The 16341-nt window shown below is 67.5% G+C and carries 14 protein-coding genes; 7 read left to right on the forward strand and 7 right to left on the reverse strand.

Annotated elements, in window-relative coordinates; translation table 11 throughout:
• Positions 1 to 27 precede the first annotated feature (27 nt).
• The 4 genes from NQV17_RS13380 to NQV17_RS13395 are packed head-to-tail and all read right to left on the reverse strand — an operon-like array spanning position 28 to position 4164.
• Positions 28 to 684 carry a methionine ABC transporter permease gene (locus NQV17_RS13380; protein ID WP_044845749.1) on the reverse strand — a complete coding sequence of 219 codons (657 nt, stop codon included), beginning with the start codon at positions 682 to 684 and terminating at the stop codon, positions 28 to 30.
• On the reverse strand, positions 677 to 1885 hold the full coding sequence (locus NQV17_RS13385) for a methionine ABC transporter ATP-binding protein (RefSeq protein WP_257772655.1): 1209 nt from the start codon (positions 1883 to 1885) through the stop codon (positions 677 to 679). The genes NQV17_RS13380 and NQV17_RS13385 overlap by 8 nt, the downstream gene beginning before the upstream one ends.
• 18 nt (positions 1886 to 1903) lie before the next feature.
• Complete coding sequence (locus tag NQV17_RS13390) at positions 1904 to 3322, reverse strand: LLM class flavin-dependent oxidoreductase (RefSeq protein WP_257772656.1); 1419 nt, start codon at positions 3320 to 3322, stop codon at positions 1904 to 1906.
• An 11-nt stretch (positions 3323 to 3333) separates the two neighbouring features.
• Entirely contained in the window at positions 3334 to 4164 is an 831-nt protein-coding gene (locus NQV17_RS13395; protein WP_257772657.1) for a MetQ/NlpA family ABC transporter substrate-binding protein, read from the reverse strand.
• Between the two features lie 445 nt (positions 4165 to 4609).
• Here NQV17_RS13395 and NQV17_RS13400 point away from each other — a divergent pair, with 445 nt between their 5' ends.
• The 5 genes from NQV17_RS13400 to NQV17_RS13420 all read left to right on the forward strand — a co-directional run bounded on the left by NQV17_RS13400 (position 4610) and on the right by NQV17_RS13420 (position 10880).
• Positions 4610 to 5974, forward strand: coding sequence for a 2-hydroxycarboxylate transporter family protein (locus NQV17_RS13400; protein ID WP_257772658.1), 1365 nt, complete (start codon positions 4610 to 4612; stop codon positions 5972 to 5974).
• 202 nt (positions 5975 to 6176) lie between these two features.
• Positions 6177 to 8063: an ATP-binding protein gene (locus NQV17_RS13405; RefSeq protein WP_257772659.1), complete on the forward strand. Its 1887-nt coding sequence runs from the start codon at positions 6177 to 6179 to the stop codon at positions 8061 to 8063.
• The gene (locus tag NQV17_RS13410; protein WP_257772660.1) at positions 8053 to 9414 is read left to right on the forward strand and encodes a sigma-54 dependent transcriptional regulator; all 1362 of its coding nucleotides are present in this window, start codon (positions 8053 to 8055) and stop codon (positions 9412 to 9414) included. Before NQV17_RS13405 ends, NQV17_RS13410 begins: the two co-directional genes overlap by 11 nt.
• 25 nt (positions 9415 to 9439) lie before the next feature.
• Positions 9440 to 9769, forward strand: a complete 330-nt coding sequence (locus NQV17_RS13415) for a DUF3579 domain-containing protein (protein ID WP_257772661.1) — start codon at positions 9440 to 9442, stop codon at positions 9767 to 9769.
• Between the two features lie 259 nt (positions 9770 to 10028).
• Positions 10029 to 10880, forward strand: a complete 852-nt coding sequence (locus tag NQV17_RS13420) for an alpha/beta fold hydrolase (protein ID WP_257772662.1) — start codon at positions 10029 to 10031, stop codon at positions 10878 to 10880.
• Positions 10881 to 10965: 85 nt separating this feature from the next.
• Here NQV17_RS13420 and NQV17_RS13425 read toward each other — a convergent pair whose 3' ends face one another.
• A complete protein-coding gene (locus NQV17_RS13425) occupies positions 10966 to 11406 on the reverse strand; it encodes a PACE efflux transporter (RefSeq protein WP_257772663.1) in 441 nt (146 codons plus the stop codon).
• 98 nt (positions 11407 to 11504) lie between these two features.
• Here NQV17_RS13425 and NQV17_RS13430 point away from each other — a divergent pair, with 98 nt between their 5' ends.
• Together NQV17_RS13430 and NQV17_RS13435 are read left to right on the forward strand one after the other, a co-directional pair.
• Positions 11505 to 12395, forward strand: coding sequence for a LysR family transcriptional regulator (locus tag NQV17_RS13430; RefSeq protein WP_124530219.1), 891 nt, complete (start codon positions 11505 to 11507; stop codon positions 12393 to 12395).
• Positions 12396 to 12591: 196 nt separating this feature from the next.
• Positions 12592 to 13509 (forward strand): AraC family transcriptional regulator, encoded by a 918-nt coding sequence (locus NQV17_RS13435; protein ID WP_257772664.1) that lies wholly within the window; start codon positions 12592 to 12594, stop codon positions 13507 to 13509.
• Here the strand turns inward: NQV17_RS13435 and NQV17_RS13440 are convergent.
• Positions 13472 to 14899: a hypothetical protein gene (locus tag NQV17_RS13440; RefSeq protein WP_257772665.1), complete on the reverse strand. Its 1428-nt coding sequence runs from the start codon at positions 14897 to 14899 to the stop codon at positions 13472 to 13474. The two genes, NQV17_RS13435 and NQV17_RS13440, sit on opposite strands and share 38 nt — an antisense overlap.
• Positions 14900 to 15008: 109 nt before the next feature.
• Positions 15009 to 16337, reverse strand: a complete 1329-nt coding sequence (locus NQV17_RS13445) for a DUF6765 family protein (protein WP_257772666.1) — start codon at positions 16335 to 16337, stop codon at positions 15009 to 15011.
• Between the last annotated feature and the right edge of the window lie 4 nt (positions 16338 to 16341).

Here is a 16341-nt window from a genome sequence, read left to right on the forward strand (position 1 = left end):
GAAAAGAGCCGGCGCTCGTGGCGCCGCTCAGGTACGCCGGGTCACGCGTCGGACCAGGCGGTCGCCCGTGATTTGCACGGCCGAAACGAGTGCGATCAGGATCACGATCACGGTCACCATGACCGTGGTGTCGAAACGCTGATAGCCATAGCGGATCGCGAGATCGCCGAGCCCACCCGCGCCGACTGCGCCCGCCATCGCGGTCGAGCCGATCAGCGCGACGACGGTGATCGTGAAACCGCCGAGCATGCCGGGCAACGCCTCCGGCAACAGCACGTGCCACACGATGTGGCGGCGTTTCGCGCCCATCGCGAGCGCCGCCTCGATCAGCCCGCGATCGACTTCGCGCAGGCTCACTTCCGCAATCCGCGCGAAGAATGGAATCGCCGCGATCGACAGCGGCACGACGGCCGCCCACACGCCGATCGTCGTGCCGATCAGCACGCGCGTGAACGGCAGCAGCGCGACGAGCAGGATGATGAACGGTGTCGAGCGGAACACGTTGACGAGCGCGCCGAGCACCGCGTTCAGGCCACGCCGCGCGTAAATGCCGCCGGGCGCGGTCGTCACCAGGATCACCGCGAGCGGGATGCCGATCAGCGCGGCGATCGCGGCAGACGCGGCGACCATCGACAGCGTGTCGCGGATCGCGTCGAGCAGTTCGGGCCACCAGAGTTCAAACATAGCCGAGCACCTCCGCATGATTCGCGTGGCGGCGCGCGCGCTCGAGCAACGCGGCGACCGCGCCGCCGCGTGCCGGCGGGTGGCCGGCGTCGTCCGCGCGCGGCGACGCCGCGATCACGAGGCGCCCTTGCGCATGCCCCTGAATGCGCTCGATCCCGCCGTGCAGGAAGCGCACCGAGCCGCCGAGCGCCGCCGCGAGCGCGCCGACGTCCGGCTCGCCGCCGCTTTCGCCCGTATAACGGACGTCCAGCACGACTTGCGCGCCGTCGGGCAGCGCGGCCAGCTCGGGCAACGGCTGCACGCGCGCGGCGAGTTCGGCCGGCAGGTCGTGCACGAGCGTGCTGAGCAGCGCGCGCGTCGCGCCGTGGCGCGGATCGCCGAACACGCGCCACACCGGGCCCGTTTCGACGACCTCGCCCTGCTCGATCACCGCGACCGTGTCGCACACCGCGCGGATCACTTCCATCTCGTGCGTGATCAGCACGATCGTCAGTCCGAGGCGGCGGTTGATGTCGGCGAGCAGCGCGAGGATCGATTGCGTCGTCTCGGGGTCGAGCGCCGACGTCGCCTCGTCGCACAGCAGCACCTCCGGGTCGTGCACCAGCGCCCGCGCGATGCCGACGCGCTGCTTCTGGCCGCCCGACAGGCTCGCCGGATACGCGTCGCGTTTCGCGGCCAGCCCGACGAGATCGAGCAGCGCCTCGGCCTTGCGCGTGCGCTCGGCCTTCGGCACGCCGGCGATCTTCAGCGGCAGCGCGACGTTCTCGAACACCGTCTTCGCCGACAGCAGGTTGAAACGCTGGAACACCATGCCGGTGCGACGCCGCAGCGCGACGAGCCCGTCCTCGTCGAGCGCGCCGACGTCGACGCCCTGCACGCGCACGCTGCCCGAACTCGGACGTTCGAGGCCGTTCACGAGCCGCAGCAGCGTCGACTTGCCGGCACCGCTGCGGCCGATGATGCCGAACACCTCGCCGCGCCGCACGTCGAGCGTCACGTCGCGCAGCGCGGCGGCCTGGCCGCGCGACGTCGCGAACACCTTGCCGACGTGTGCGAACGATACGGCGGCGACCTCGTCTGTCAGCGTGTTTGCTTCGTGATACGAATCATGTACCTCACGTGCGTCACGCACATCTGCGCCCGCACCGGCCCGCACGGCCGATGCCTCGATGAAACCCAGCGTGTCGAACAATTGCGTCATCGCTTCGCTCCGTCACGTTCACGCATGCGCGGGATGCTTGGATTCCGGCGCCGGCACGGCGGCCGGCCGGTGCTGCGCGCCCGTGTGCCAGGCCGGCAGCCGCGCGCCGGCGCCGAACAGCTTCTCGCGCAGCGTCGGCGCGGGATCGTAGTCTTCCTTGTAGATGCCGCGGTTCTGCAGCTCGGGCACGACCCAGTCGACGAAGTCCTCGAACGATTCGGGCATCACGGTGCGCGTCAGGTTGAAACCGTCGATGCCCGTCTCGTCGATCCACGACTGCAGTTCGTCCGCGACTTGCGACGGCGAGCCGACGATCGGCGCATAGCGGCCGCCGAGCGACATCTGCTCGAGCATCCGGCGCACGGTCCACGTGCCGGTCGTGCTCTTGCGCGAGATCGCGTCGACGGCCGACTGGATCGAGTCGGTCTTCACGTACGAGATCGGCTCGTCGAGGCCGTACTTCGCGAAATCGATGCCGGTCGAGCTCGCGAAATGCGCGAGGCCGGCTTCAGGGCTCGCATAGCGCCGATATTCGTCGAACTTCTCGCGCGCGAGCCGTTCGGTTTCGGCGGTCACGACGCTCACGCCCGCGAAAATCTTGATCGATGCGGGATCGCGCCCCTGCCGCGCGGCGGCCGCGCGGATGTCGAGCGCCGCCGCGCGCGCCGCGGCCTTGCTCTGCCCGTTCACGAACACGCACTCCGCATGCCGCCCCGCGAACTCGACGCCGCGCGCGGACGAGCCGGCCTGGTACAGCACCGGCGTGCGCTGCAGCGACGGCTCGCTCAGGTGGATCGCGTCGACCGAATAGAACGGCCCGTCGTGCTTCACGCGCCGCACCTTGCCAGGCTGCGCGAACACGCGCGCCTGCGCGTCGCGGATCACCGCGTCGTCGTCCCAGCTCTGTTCCCACAGCTTGTAGACGACGTCCATGTAGTCGTCCGCGCGTTCGTAGCGGTCGTCGTGGCCGATCTGCTGGGCGAGGCCCATCCCGCGCGCGGCGCTGTCGAGATAGCCGGTCACGATGTTCCAGCCGATGCGCCCCTTCGTCAGGTGATCGAGCGTCGACATGCGGCGCGCGAACAGGTAAGGCGGCTCGTAGGTCAGGTTCGCGGTCACGCCGAAGCCGAGATGTTGCGTGACCTGCGCCATCGCGGGCACGAGCAGCAGCGGATCGTTGACGGGCACCTGCACCGATTCGCGCAGCGCGGCGTCCGGGCCGCCGCCGAACACGTCGTACACGCCGACGATGTCCGCGAGAAAGATCCCGTCGAACTTGCCGCGTTCGAGCGTCCTCGCGAGATCGGCCCAGTAGTCGAGATCGGTGTAGTGCGCGGAGCGGTCGCGCGGATGCGTCCACAGCCCGTGATTGATGTGCCCGACGCAGTTCATGTTGAACGCGTTGAGCAGGATCTTCTTGCGGTTCGCCGTCGTCATGTCTGGCTCCGTCACCACGCGATCGCGTACAGCGAGCCGAACGCGTTGTCGAGCGCACGGCGCACGGCCGGCGAATGCTGGTAGATCGCGATGAACTTGCGGATGCGCGCGTCGTTCACGCTCTCGGGCCGCACGACCCACTGGATCGCGAAGTTCTTGTTCTCGGTGCCGTCGAACAGCAGCGCGCTGTTCGGATCGGTCGTGCCGGCGAGCTTGATGAAGCTCGGATAGCCCTGCGCGAGGTCGACGTCGTCGAGCGAGCGCGCGAGCTGCGACGCTTCGAGCGGGATGATCTTCAGGTGCTTCGGGTTGGACACGATGTCGTGCGTCGTCGCGCGGTAGTCCGCGTCCGGCTTCAGCGTGATGAGGCCCGCGCGCTGCAGCAGCAGCAGCCCGCGCCCGCCGTTTACCGGATCGTTCGCGATCGCGACGCGCGCGCCGTCCTTCAACTCGTCGAAGCGCTTCACCTTCTTCGAGTAGAGGCCGATCTTCATGATCGTGCCCGGCGCGATCGACACGAAGTTGTAACCGCCCTGCTTCTTCGCGTTCTCGAGAAACGGGATGTGCTGGAAGTAGTTGACGTCGATGTCCTTGTTCGCGAGCGCCGCGTTCGGCGTATTCCAGTCGGTGAACTCGACGATCTTCACGTCGAGGCCCTGCTCCTTCGCCTCCTTCGCGGCAATCTTCAGCGCGTCGATCTGCGGGCTCGTCGAGATGCCGACCTTCAGCGGCGCGGTGTCGGCACGGGCGCCGTTCAGCATCAGGACGCCGAGCAGCGCGGTTGCCAGCAGGCGGGCCACGCGGCCGGAGGAAAAGCGGGCGGAAAAAACGGCATGCAGCATGGGAACCACTCTCCTGTCCAAAGACGGTATCGACGGATGAGCGGCGCCGCGGCGAACGCGCGGGCGTTCTCCGGACAGTCGTCGTCGCATCGGAAAAAGATCAGCCGATGATAGAGAGCGGCAGGAAGGCGGTCTACGAAGCGATTGTGCGAAGAAAATCGCGTGCGGCGATATGGCGCCAGCGCGCGCGTCTTATGTGCGTCCGATGCGCGGGCGGCGCCCGGCCGGCCATCGGGCCGAAATCTCGGCCTGCCCGCCGGGCGAATTCCGAAATCTCGGCCAACCGGCCGCTGCCATCCTTTCCGCAGACGAAACAAAATCCTTATAAATCAATGCACTAAAAAATATTCCGGCAGGCCGGAATGCTTGGCACGGGGGTTGCATTAATAGACGCCACACGATGCCGCGTAGCAATGCGGGCATTCCAAACATCAGGAGACACGTCTTGCAGACCTCAATCCCTACCCAATCCCGTCCGGAGGCACTTGCCGAAGCCGGTCCCGCCACGCGCGCACGCTTCTGGCCGGAAGGCTGGTGGAAGCTGATGGAAATCCGCATCGGCATCATCCCGCTGCCGGTCTACGTGATCCTGTTCGGGCTGATCGTCGGCTTCGCGGTGACGGGCAAGGTGCCCGGCGAGATCTCGATGGCGATCGCGGTGCTCGCGTTCTTCGGCTTCACCTGTGCGGAACTCGGCAAGCGCCTGCCGCTCTTGCGCAACATCGGCGCCGCCGCGATCTTCGCGACCTTCGTGCCGTCGGCGCTCACCTACTACCACGTGCTGCCGAAGCCGGTGCTGAACCTCACCGTCGAGTTCACGAAGTCGACCAACTTCCTGTACCTGTTCATCGCGTCGATCATCGTCGGCAGCATCCTGAGCATGGACCGGCGCGTGCTGATCCAGGGCTTCGTGAAGATCTTCATTCCGCTCGCCGTCGGTTCGGTGGCGGCCGCGATCGTCGGCACGGCGGTCGGCACCGCGCTCGGCCTCGGCGCGCGCCACACGCTGCTGTACATCGTCGTGCCGATCATGGCGGGCGGCGTCGGCGAAGGTGCGATTCCGCTGTCGATCGGCTATTCGGAACTGATGCACCTGCCGCAGGGCGAGATGTTCGCGATGGTGCTGCCGTCGGTGATGCTCGGCAGCCTGACCGCGATCATCCTGTCGGGCGCGCTCGACATGCTCGGCAAGCGCCTGCCGCACCTGACCGGCAACGGTCGCCTGCAGGTCGGCGAAAGCGGCGACATGACGCCGGAAAGCGAGGAAATCCGCGGCCACGTCGACGTCACGCACATCGCGGGCGCCGGCATCACGGCGATCACGCTGTACCTCGTCGGCCTGATGGCGCACAAGCTGTTCGGCCTGCCCGCACCGGTCGCGATGCTGTTCCTCGCGGTGCTGGTGAAGCTCGCGCGCGCCGTGTCGCCGCCGCTGCAGGAAGGCGCGTTCGTCGTCTACAAGTTCTTCTCGACCGCCGTCACGTACCCGCTGCTGTTCGCGATCGGCGTCGCGATGACGCCGTGGGACAAGCTGACCGCCGCCTTCACGATCGTCAACGTCATCACGATCGTGTCGACCGTCGCGACGCTGATGGGCACCGGTTTCGTGGTCGGCCGCCTGCTGAAGATGTACCCTATCGACACCGCAATCGTGAACGCCTGCCACAGCGGGCAAGGCGGCACCGGCGACGTCGCGATCCTGACCGCCGCGAACCGGATGCAGCTGATGCCGTTCGCGCAGATCGCCACGCGGATCGGCGGCGCGATCGTCGTCACCGTGACGCTGATCCTGGTCGCGCACTTCGGATGACGCGCCGCTGCGCGCACCGTCGCGCAGGCTGCTTCGCACGCGCCGCCGCCGGCTTTGCCGGCGCGCGGCGCGCGTCGTTGTGGCGGGGCGTTTGGGACGGCCGGAGTTGCGGACGGCCGGTCTCGGACGACCGGTCTCGGACGGCCGGTTGCGGACGACCGGTTGCGGACGACCGGTTGCGGACGACCGGTTGCGGGCATCGATGAGGGCGAACGTGCAGAAGAGCTTCAAGGGAATCCCGTGGTGGGGCTGGGCGTCGGCCGCGGCGCTGTATGTCGGCGTGGCGGGCGCGGCGGTCGATTTCGCGTGGGAACGCGCGATCGACGCGCTCGAGGAAACCGGCGCGCACCGGCTCGACCTGTATGCGTCGAGCCTGAAGAGCGAACTCGGCCGCTTCGAGATCCTGCCCGGCCTGGTCGCCCGGCAAGACGGCGTGCGCGCGCTGCTGCGGGCCGCGCCGCACGACCGGCCCGCGCTCGCGCACACGGTGAACACGTATCTCGAAGCCGTGAACCGCGATGCGGGCAGCGGCGCCGTCGACGTGATCGACCTGCAGGGCGAAGTGATCGCCGCCAGCAACTGGAACGAGACGATCAGCTTCGTCGGCACCAACGTGTCGTACCGGCCGTACTTCAAGGATGCCCTGGCGCACGGCAGCGGCCGCTTCTTCGGGATCGGCACCAACACCGGCGTGCCGGGCGTCTATTTCGCGAGCGCGGTGCGCGACGGCGGCGTGCCGATCGGCGCGGCGGCCGTGAAGATCAGCGTCGACCCGCTGGAATCCGCGTGGCGCGCGCCGGGCGTCGCCGCGATGGTGGTCGACGGCAACGGCGTGGTCGTGATTTCGACCGAGCCGGCGTGGAAATTCACCGCGCTGCGCCCGATCACCGCGCAGCAGCAGCGCGACATCCAGGCGTCGCGGCAATACGCGGGCCGCACGGTCGACATGCTGCCCTACCGCCACCTCGGCGACCGCAGTGCCGCTGCATGGTTCGGCACGTTCCCCGATCCGCGTCACGCCGGCCGCAGCACGCGCTATCTCGTGATGTCGCGGCCCGCGCCGCAGGCCGGCGATTCGCTGATGGTGCTGCTCGACATCGCCGGCGCGCGGCGCCAGCAGCAGACCGCGTTCGCGTTCGTCACCGGCGCATTCCTGATCGCCGCGCTGCTGGCTGGCTACGCGATCCAGCGGCGCCGGGCGATCGTCGCGCAGCTGAACGCGCAGGACGCGCTGCGCCGCGCGAACGACCAGCTCGAGCTGACCGTCGCGCAACGCACGGCCGCGCTGACGGCGACCAACGAGCGGATGCAGCGCGAGATCGTCGAGCGCGAGCGCACCGAGCAGCGGCTGCGCGCGTCGCAACAGGAAGTCGTGCACGCGGGCAAGCTCGCGGTGCTCGGGCAGATGGCCGCCGGCCTCACGCACGAGCTGAACCAGCCGCTCGTCGCGATCCGCACGCTGTGCGACAACGCGCGCACGTTCTTCGAGCGCGGCCAGCCGGCGCCGGCGTATGCGAATCTCGAACGGATCGGCAAGCTCGTCGACAGCATGGCCGTGCTCACCGGCGAGCTGAAGACCTTCGCGCGCAAACCCGACGTCGAGCGCGTCGCGGTGTCGCTGAACGAGGCCGTCGCGCATGCGCGCCTCATCTACGACGCGCGGATCCGCGACGAAGGCGTGCAGCTCGACGTGAACATCGCGCCCGGCACGACGGTGTCCGCGGAATCGAGCCAGTTGCAGCAGGTGATCGTCAACCTGCTCGGCAACGCGCTCGACGCGGTGCACGACGCGCCGGTGCGGCGCATCGTGATCGAAGCCGCCGGGCCGGACGACGCCGGCCGCGTGCGTTTCTCGGTGGCCGACAGCGGCGCGGGCATCGCGCCCGACGTGCTGCCGCACCTGTTCGAGCCGTTCGTCACGACCAAGCCGCGCGGCCAGGGCCTCGGGCTCGGCCTCGCGATCACGTCGCGCATCGTCGAGGCGTTCGGCGCGAAGATCGCCGCGACGAACCGCGACGAAGGCGGCGCGCAGTTCAGTATCGAATTCGCGGCGGCAACGCCGCAACAGAGGATAGAGCATGGAAGATGAGATTCGCGTGCTGGTCGTCGAGGACGATGAAAACGTCCGGATCGGCGTCGAGCAGGCCGTCGCGCTCGCCGGGTTCCCGGTCGACGCATTCGCGTCGGCCGCCGACGCGCTCACGCATGTCGCGCCCGGCGCCCCGGTCGTGATCGTGTCGGACGTGCGGATGCCCGGCATCGACGGGCTGCAGCTGCTCGAACGCGTGATGGCCGTCGATGCGCAGATTCCGGTCGTGCTGATCAGCGGCCACGCGGACATCTCGACGGCCGTCGGCGCGATGCAGGTCGGCGCGTACGACTTCATCGAGAAGCCGTTTTCGTCGGACGTCATCGCCGGCCGCGTCGCGCGCGCGGTCGAGAAGCGCCGCCTGACGCTCGAGGTGCAGGGGCTGCGCGCGGCGCTGAACAACTGGCAGGGCATCGAGGCGTTCGTGCTCGGCAAGTCGCCCGCGATGGCCGACGTGCGCAAGAAGATCCTGCGCCTCGCCGATACGTCGGTGTCGGTGCTGATCACCGGCGAGACGGGCACCGGCAAGGAACTGATCGCACGCAGCCTGCACGACTTCGGCGGACGGCGCGATGCGCATTTCGTTGCGCTGAATTGCGGCGGCCTGCCCGAGCAGGTATTCGAGAGCGAACTGTTCGGCCATGAGGCCGGCGCATTCACCGGCGCGATCAAGAAGCGCATCGGCAAGATCGAATGGGCGCACGGCGGCACGCTGTTCCTCGACGAAATCGAGACGATGCCGATTCCGCTGCAGATCAAGATGCTGCGCGTGCTGCAGGAGCGCGTGGTCGAGCGGCTCGGCGCGAACGAGCTGATTCCGGTCGACTGCCGCGTGGTGGCCGCGTCGAAGGCCGATCTCGCCGAACTCGCGGCCGACGGACGCTTTCGCGCGGACTTGCTGTATCGGCTCAACGTCGCGCAGATCGAGCTGCCGCCGCTGCGCGAACGGCGCGAGGACGTGCCGCTGCTGTTCGAGCACTTCGTGCTCGCGGCCGCACGGCGCTTCGGGCAGCCGGCGCCGGTCGTCACGGCTGCGCAGGTGTCCGAACTGATGACGCATGCATGGCCCGGCAACGTGCGCGAACTGCAGAACGTGGCCGATCGCTTCGTGCTCGGGCTGACCGGCGACAGCCTGCTGTCGTCCGGCGGCGCGCCGGCGGCCGGCGGCACGCTTGCCGAGCAGATGGCGTATTTCGAGCGGATGCTGATCGAAGACATGCTGCGGCGTCACAACGGCAACGTGGCGGACGCGAGCGTCGCGCTCGGCATGCCGAAGAAGACGCTTTATCACAAGCTGCGCAACCTGCGGATTCCCGCGCGCGGCGATGCGGCGGCCGACGGTGGCGAATGACGCGAACGAGGATACGCAGAACAACATGGATCGCATCGAAGTCACTGAACACGGCCGCATCACCGGGCACCTGATCCGCGGCGTCACGCGCGCGCAGAAAACCTTCCGACCGAGCGACTGGCCCGAGCGCCTCGCGGGTGTCATCACGCTGTTCGTCGGCGAGCGGCGGCCCGGCTATCCGTGCGCGCTGTCGCGGCTCGCGATGCCGGTCGTCGACTGCGGCGCCAAATGCCTGTTCGTGTCGGACGAATTGCGCGACGTATGCGCCGACGCGTTCGACTTCGCGATGCAGTTCGCCGCCGACAACGACCTTCCCGTCGAGCTTCAGACCGCGCCCGCGCTGGTGGTGCGGTGATGCGCGGGTCGCGTGCGGCGGCCCTTTCTCCCGTTTTCCCCCGCTCCGATGCGCGCCTGCGCAGGCGTTGACACGCGCGTTCAGCCGCCAAATAAATCATCAGATGATTGAAGACTTCGGCACTTCCCCACGCTGCGACAAGGGTTTTCAGCCGAGCCATCAATAAAATTGATCGTCACGATGAAAATTATGCGTTTTCCTTGCAGCTTGCCGTGAGGCATAGTTGCGACGTGATGACGCACCCATTGAGTTTTCAGTCATGAACATGCGAATCGAGCCTTCGGTGCTCGCGAACCCCGACCTGCAATTTGCGACGCTTTCGTCAGGCATCAGCCTGCCGTATGTCGAGCGGGGCAGCGGCGCGCCGATGGTGTTCGTGCACGGATCGTTGTGCGACTACCGTTACTGGGATCCGCAACTCGCGTCGCTGTCGGCCCACTACCGCTGCATCGCGCCGAGCCTGAGCCATTACTGGCCGGCCGTCGAGGCGGGCATCCAGGACGAGTTCAGCTGGCAGAACCACGTCGACGAGCTCGCCGAATTCATCGACGCGCTCGATCTCGGCCCCGTGCATCTCGTCGGCCACTCGCGTGGCGGCAGCGTTGCGTTCAACGTCGCGCGCCAGCATCCGCAGCTCGTCGACACGCTGACGCTCGCCGATCCCGGCGGCCCGCTGCAACAGCCGGGCGTGCGCGAAGCCGCGCTGCCGGCCGCCGCGATCGCCCTGCGCACGCAGGCCGTGAACCTGATCGGGCAAGGCGAAGTGGAAGCCGGCCTCGAGATGTTCGTCGACTCCGTGAGCCTGCCCGGCGCGTGGAAGAAGAGCACGTCGCGCTTTCGCACGATGGCGATCGACAACGCGAGCACGCTGCCGAAGCAGCTGCAGGATCCGCTGCCCGCGTATTCGCAGCACACGGCCGGCGATATCGCGTGCCGCACGCTGCTGATCGACGGCCAGCGCAGCCCGAAGATGTTCCGCAACAACGTCGACACGCTGTCGCAGTGGATCGGCGATGCACAACGGCAGACCGTCGCCGGTGCGTCGCACGGGATGAACGCGGCGAGCCCCGCCGTGTTCAACCGTTACGTGCACGAGTTCGTCGCCGCGTAACGCTCGCGGGTGGCATTCGCTCCGCCCGTCCCTTTCCTGAACGAAGCGATACGGGCCGCCCCGCATCGCTTCACCCGCCTCCGCGTCAGATGATCGGTTCGGGCTTGCGCGTCACCGCATCCGGCAACCCGAACACGCTGTCGAACGACCAGTTGTACGCGAACGTGAAGATCGGGAAGAACACGATCAGCACGGCGTCGTACAGGAACGCCTGCCACAGCGACACGCCGAGCCACCACGCGATCAGCGGAATCAGGAACGTCACGAGCGCGACCTGGAAACCGATCGCATGCACGACGCGCCGCGCGACGGTGCGCGTCGTTTCCGCACGCCGCCGCTCCCACGCCTCGAACCCCAGGTTGTACAGAAAATTGACGATGACGCCCGTCGTCGAGATCATCACGCCGAGCAGGCCGCTCGCCGTCGCGCTCGCGCCGCTCAGCATGCCGAGCACCGACGACGCGACGACGATGCCGAGCACCTCGAACATCGCGACGTAGACTATGCGTCTCTTCCAACCTTGCATGACCCACCACCTTCATATCGAACAAGGTGGCGAGACTACAGCGGGCATTTCGCCGGCAAAAGTCAGGTCCTTTCAATTTTTCTGACAGGAAGCCACGCATGCTGACCAGCGACCACATCGACATGCTGCTGACCGTCATCGACAAAGGCTCGTTCTCGGCGGCCGCCCGTGCGCTCGGCCGCACGCCGTCGGCGGTCAGCATGGCGATCGCGAATCTCGAGGCCGAGCTGGACCTCGTGCTGTTCGACCGCGGCACGCGCGAGCCGACGCCGACCGCCGCGATGGCCGCGCTGCTGCCCGATGCACGGTCGATCGCCGAACGGCTGCAGGCGCTGCGCGCGCATGCGCAGCATCTGTCGGAAGGCGTCGAGGACACGCTGCGGCTCGGCCTTGCCGCGGAGCTCGACAGCGCGCCCGTTGCGCGTGCGCTGACGGCCGTCGCCGCGAAGTATCCGGCGCTCGCGATCAGCATCGTCACCGCGCCACAGGACGCGATCGTCGACGCATTGCATCGCGGCGCCGTCGATCTCTGCGTCGCGTACGGCGGGCTCGATCTTCATCCGCAGGAACAAATCCACGCGCTGTGGACCGAGACGCTGATCGCCGTCGCCGCGCCCGGTCATCCGTCGATCGCCGAAGCCGCGCATCCCGAGGCGATCGAGCGCTTGTCGGGGTTCCGGCAGATCGTGATCGCCGACCCGGAACGGCCGCTCACCGACGTGCGTCCCGTGATCGGCAACCGCACGTGGAAGGTGACCGACATGGCGACCGCGATCGCGCTCGTGAAGGCCGGGCACGGTTGGGCGAACCTGCCCGAATCGCTGATCGGCCGGTATGTCGCCGACGGCGAACTCGCGCCGCTCGTGTTCGCGAACATCCGCAACGGGCTGCCGCTGCCCGTGTATCTGCGGCGACCGAAGCACACGGGGCTCGGCAAGGCGGCGAGCGAGTTGGTGCGTGCGCTGCGCTCGGCAGCCGACCCTACCTGATCGTCGCGGCAGCAGCCGGCACATCGCGTGCCGCCGGCCGATCACGACGTCGACGCACGCGCGCCGCGAGGTAAGAATCGAGTAAGCATCGCGACCTACAGTGTGTTCGTTCGAGCGACGCCATCCCGATGGCGTCGCTCGAACGAACCGCTCGCCAGATCAGACGATAGGAGAACGCGTGGTCAGCCGCCCAGCCATGAGGGACGTCTGCACGATTGCGCCGAACGGAAGCCGCGTCAGCTGGCATCCGCCGCAGAAGTGGAGACGGCAGCCCGTCGCGCCGTCGCGCGCGGCCGTCGCGATCGAGCACTACATCGCGGGCGCCACCGAAGTCGTCGATCTGGAGACGACCGGCCCGATCCTCGGCATGTACCTGCAGGCACCGACGACGCTCGAGTTGCGCACGAGCGGCGGCCGGTGGGCAGCGACGCGCATCCGCGGGCCGCTCGCCTATGCGCCGCCCGGATTCTCGTTTTCCGGCCGATGGTCCAGCGAAATCGAATGGCTCAGTGTTCACTTCGACTCGGCCTGGCTGTCGCGAACGGGGCTTCAGTCCGACCTGTGGTTCGCGTCGGCGGCGCTGCGGATGGACGTGATCGACGACCTGCTCACGCAGATCGTCCGCAGCCTCCACGAAGACGCCGTCGCGGGGATGCCGCAGGGCCCGACCTACGCGGAAGCACTCGGGGCCGCCGCGTTGCACCGGATGCTGCATCTGGAAGCGCGGCCGCAGGCGAAGCAATATGCGCACGAGGCGATGATGCGCCGGGCCGGCGAGTACATCCGGGACAATTTCCAGGGCCCGCTGACGCTGACGGCAGTGGCCGATGCGGTCGGCTACCCGGGCGATCTTTATTCGTTCATCCGGAGTTTCAGGAAGGCCAACGGGCTGACGCCGCATCAGTACATCATCGAAAGCCGCCTGCAAGCCGCCCGCCGCCTGATCGAGCACGGCCGCTGCGACGTGACGGAAGCCGCGCTCGACTGCGGCTTCTCGTCGGCGAGCCACTTTTCGGCGACGTTCCGCAAGCGCTGGGGCGTGTCGCCGTCCGAACTCAAGCCGCGTGCCGCGGCCGTTACGCCAGCGGAAGCGACAGAATCCACAGGCCGCTGATCGTCAGTGCGATCGTCAAGGCCAGCAGCGGCAACTGGCCGACGATCGCGCGACCGGCCGGATTGCCGCTGCGCAGCGCGATCGCGTGCGTAAGCATCACACTCAGGATATGTCCGGCGAGAATCAGGAGGACTTGCGCATGCCAGATGTATTCGACGGTGATAAGCGCCTGTGCCGCCGACACCTGATCATCCGCGGCCGCGACCGGCAACAGCGTCCAGCCGAACCCGAGCGGATCAGATAGAAGCCGGACGATCTGCCGCCCCTGGTCCCGGAACAGCGTGAAGTAGTGGCAGACGTTATAGAAGAACGAGATCGGCAGCAAAATCAGACAGAACTGCCGCGAAAAGACCGCCCCATCCGATGACGACCGCGAACTGATCGCACCCAGCGCGCAGCACCCGCGGAACAGCAGGTAATACGCGACGCCGACGGCCGCGAACGCGAGCCATTGCCACGTCAGCAGGATCTCCGCGGACCATGCATAGCTTTTCCCGAGCGACGGAAGCAGATCGACGACGTGCGGATAGATGCGGCGCCAGAAGAACGCGTTCCACGTAGCCGTGTCGCGCAACCCGTCGTAGGCCGTCGACGACAGCATGAACGACAGAAACGCGACGATGCTGGTATCCGCCGGTGCGCGCGACAGGTCGGCAAGCGGGTTTCGCGGTTCGACGATCACGCGCTGGCCGCCCGTCGTGCGCCATTTCAGCGGCGACAGTTTCGCGCACAACCTGCACAGCAAGCCGAACGTATCGCAGTGGACGAGCCACCGCTCGCGCCCGAAGCACCACGCGCCGATCAGCGCGTACACAGCATACGCAATGAGAAACACGCTCGCATCCCGAGGCCGTGCGGCCCCGAACAGTTCCAGCGCGATGAGCGCGATATAGCCGCCCAGCGCGGGCCATGACGCGAGGCGTGGCGGATAGCGATAGCGCCCGCGTTCCATCGCAGGGAAACGGCGCGCGGCGATTCGCAGCAGCAGCGCAAACGGGTTGGACAATGCGTAGACGTCGCCCAGTATCGCGCTGGCATAGCCCGAACCCAGATAGAACCAGAGCCAGAAACCCGACATCGCGAGGTTCAGGAACGGGTTCGCAGTTCCCGCAATGCCAGCGACGATGAGGAGCGCGACGAACGCTGCACTCAGGATTTGCCCTGTTTTCACGATCGCAGCCGGGATTCGCAGCGCGTGTACGCGTGTTCCCGGATGCCATCCCGGATCGGGAACACGCGTGCCGGACGCAAACGCCAGGATCATGAACGAAACCATCAGCGTGCCGGTGGCCGCATACGCATACAGCCACAACGGAACCGGCAAGTAGTACGGAATGTTCCAGGCATGCGCGCTCGCGTCAGCCGGCATGATGAACATGACAAGCGACAAAGGCGACGCTGCCAGCCACCTCTTCCTGCCCGATGCAGCTCCTTCGAAGCGGTTCCTCGCGCGCGCCGCGCCGTATGCAATATCTTCCGGCATTTCAAGATCTTCCCGCTCAATAATCAGCAGACGAAATCCATCCCGTCACCTTCCAGCCCGAACCGTCGCGCTTCTCCGACACGATACCCACGGTGTCGTATGGTGCGTCGAGCAACTTGATCAGTGCCACGGCACGCTTGGTTCCGTCGCTCGAACGCGCTAGCGGAAACACCAGGAAAGGCAGAACCGGCGACGGCTTTTCCCCTTCCACGATCAGCGGCAGCACGGCGTCGTTCAATGACTTGAACACCTCGAACGATGCCCGGCTGCGCGCAGCAGCGTACGACTGCGCTGCCGAACGCTGCGCGCCGCCAGCCGCGAGACAGGCACCGTGATCCCTCAGTCGCCACCCGACGAGCGCGTTGACCAGCGCAGCGTCGGGCGGGTGCCCGCGTTCGGCGAAAAGAGCGGGCAGCCAGCGCGTGTCGACCGGCGACGTCGTGACCCAGTCGCTGAAAAAGCGCGTGTAGAAATCGACGAGATCACGATCGATGCCGGCCTGCACCGTCGGCGACAGCGGCGGCGGCAGGTCGCGCCGCCCGTGCCATCTGACGGCTTTCCACACGGAACCGTCCGGCAGGCTGATGCCGTCGAGAAACGACGTATCCGCGATGCCGTTCGCAACGAACCAGTCCGACTTGGCCCGCTTCGTTCTCGCATCGACGAAGCCGGCAAGCCGCGGCCGCACCTGATCCCACGGCGTCGCACGCCGGGTTGCACCATCGATCTTCGGATACCTGATCATCTGCTGATAGGTCGCTTTCGCCATTTCCTCCACGTCGGCGGAACGACGCCAGGTGAGCTCCGCCGCATGACTCGACGGCGCGCCTTGATCGAGCGGTGCCGCCATTGCCAGGCCGGCATCGCATTCGATCCCGTCGCGATGCCACGCCGGGACGGAAGGCGTGCCGCGATGGGCCCACGAATCCTGCCACGCATGGAGTGCGCGGCCGAATTCGCCGAGCATGAACGCGGCCTTGCCGCCGCCGGCCTTGCCGAGCGCCGCGTCGACCGGCGCCAGCGCGGCCTGCCCGCCGGGCACGACGGTTCTGGCCTGCGCATCGGCCGGCACGCTGCGCGCGCCCGGATAGTGCCGGACCTGCGCATCGACGGCATCCGGGACGAACCGCGACAGGCACGCGTACTGCAGCGGCGACGTCATGTACTCGATCGAACCCGCGTCGATACGCTGATCCGCGAGCGCGATCGCTTCCGCGTCGCGCGGCGCGAAACCGGCCTGCTGCGCCAGCCACAGCGTGAGGCCGAAATGCACGTCGGCCTCGAAGCCGGCACAGGTCAGCGGCATCGCGAGTGCGATCGCGCACGCCAGCAGGCAACGGCTCACGCGC

The organism is Burkholderia sp. SCN-KJ, assembly GCF_024656005.1.
GTDB lineage: Bacteria > Pseudomonadota > Gammaproteobacteria > Burkholderiales > Burkholderiaceae > Burkholderia.

Bases quoted from the DNA above. Each gene is read 5' to 3' on its own strand.
- NQV17_RS13380 (WP_044845749.1), bottom strand. From the start codon at position 684: ATGTTTGAACTCTGGTGGCCCGAACTGCTCGACGCGATCCGCGACACG.
- NQV17_RS13385 (WP_257772655.1), bottom strand. From the start codon at position 1,885: ATGACGCAATTGTTCGACACGCTGGGTTTCATCGAGGCATCGGCCGTG.
- NQV17_RS13390 (WP_257772656.1), bottom strand. From the start codon at position 3,322: ATGACGACGGCGAACCGCAAGAAGATCCTGCTCAACGCGTTCAACATG.
- NQV17_RS13395 (WP_257772657.1), bottom strand. From the start codon at position 4,164: ATGCTGCATGCCGTTTTTTCCGCCCGCTTTTCCTCCGGCCGCGTGGCC.
- NQV17_RS13405 (WP_257772659.1), top strand. From the start codon at position 6,177: ATGAGGGCGAACGTGCAGAAGAGCTTCAAGGGAATCCCGTGGTGGGGC.
- NQV17_RS13410 (WP_257772660.1), top strand. From the start codon at position 8,053: ATGGAAGATGAGATTCGCGTGCTGGTCGTCGAGGACGATGAAAACGTC.
- NQV17_RS13415 (WP_257772661.1), top strand. From the start codon at position 9,440: ATGGATCGCATCGAAGTCACTGAACACGGCCGCATCACCGGGCACCTG.
- NQV17_RS13420 (WP_257772662.1), top strand. From the start codon at position 10,029: ATGAACATGCGAATCGAGCCTTCGGTGCTCGCGAACCCCGACCTGCAA.
- NQV17_RS13425 (WP_257772663.1), bottom strand. From the start codon at position 11,406: ATGCAAGGTTGGAAGAGACGCATAGTCTACGTCGCGATGTTCGAGGTG.
- NQV17_RS13430 (WP_124530219.1), top strand. From the start codon at position 11,505: ATGCTGACCAGCGACCACATCGACATGCTGCTGACCGTCATCGACAAA.
- NQV17_RS13435 (WP_257772664.1), top strand. From the start codon at position 12,592: ATGAGGGACGTCTGCACGATTGCGCCGAACGGAAGCCGCGTCAGCTGG.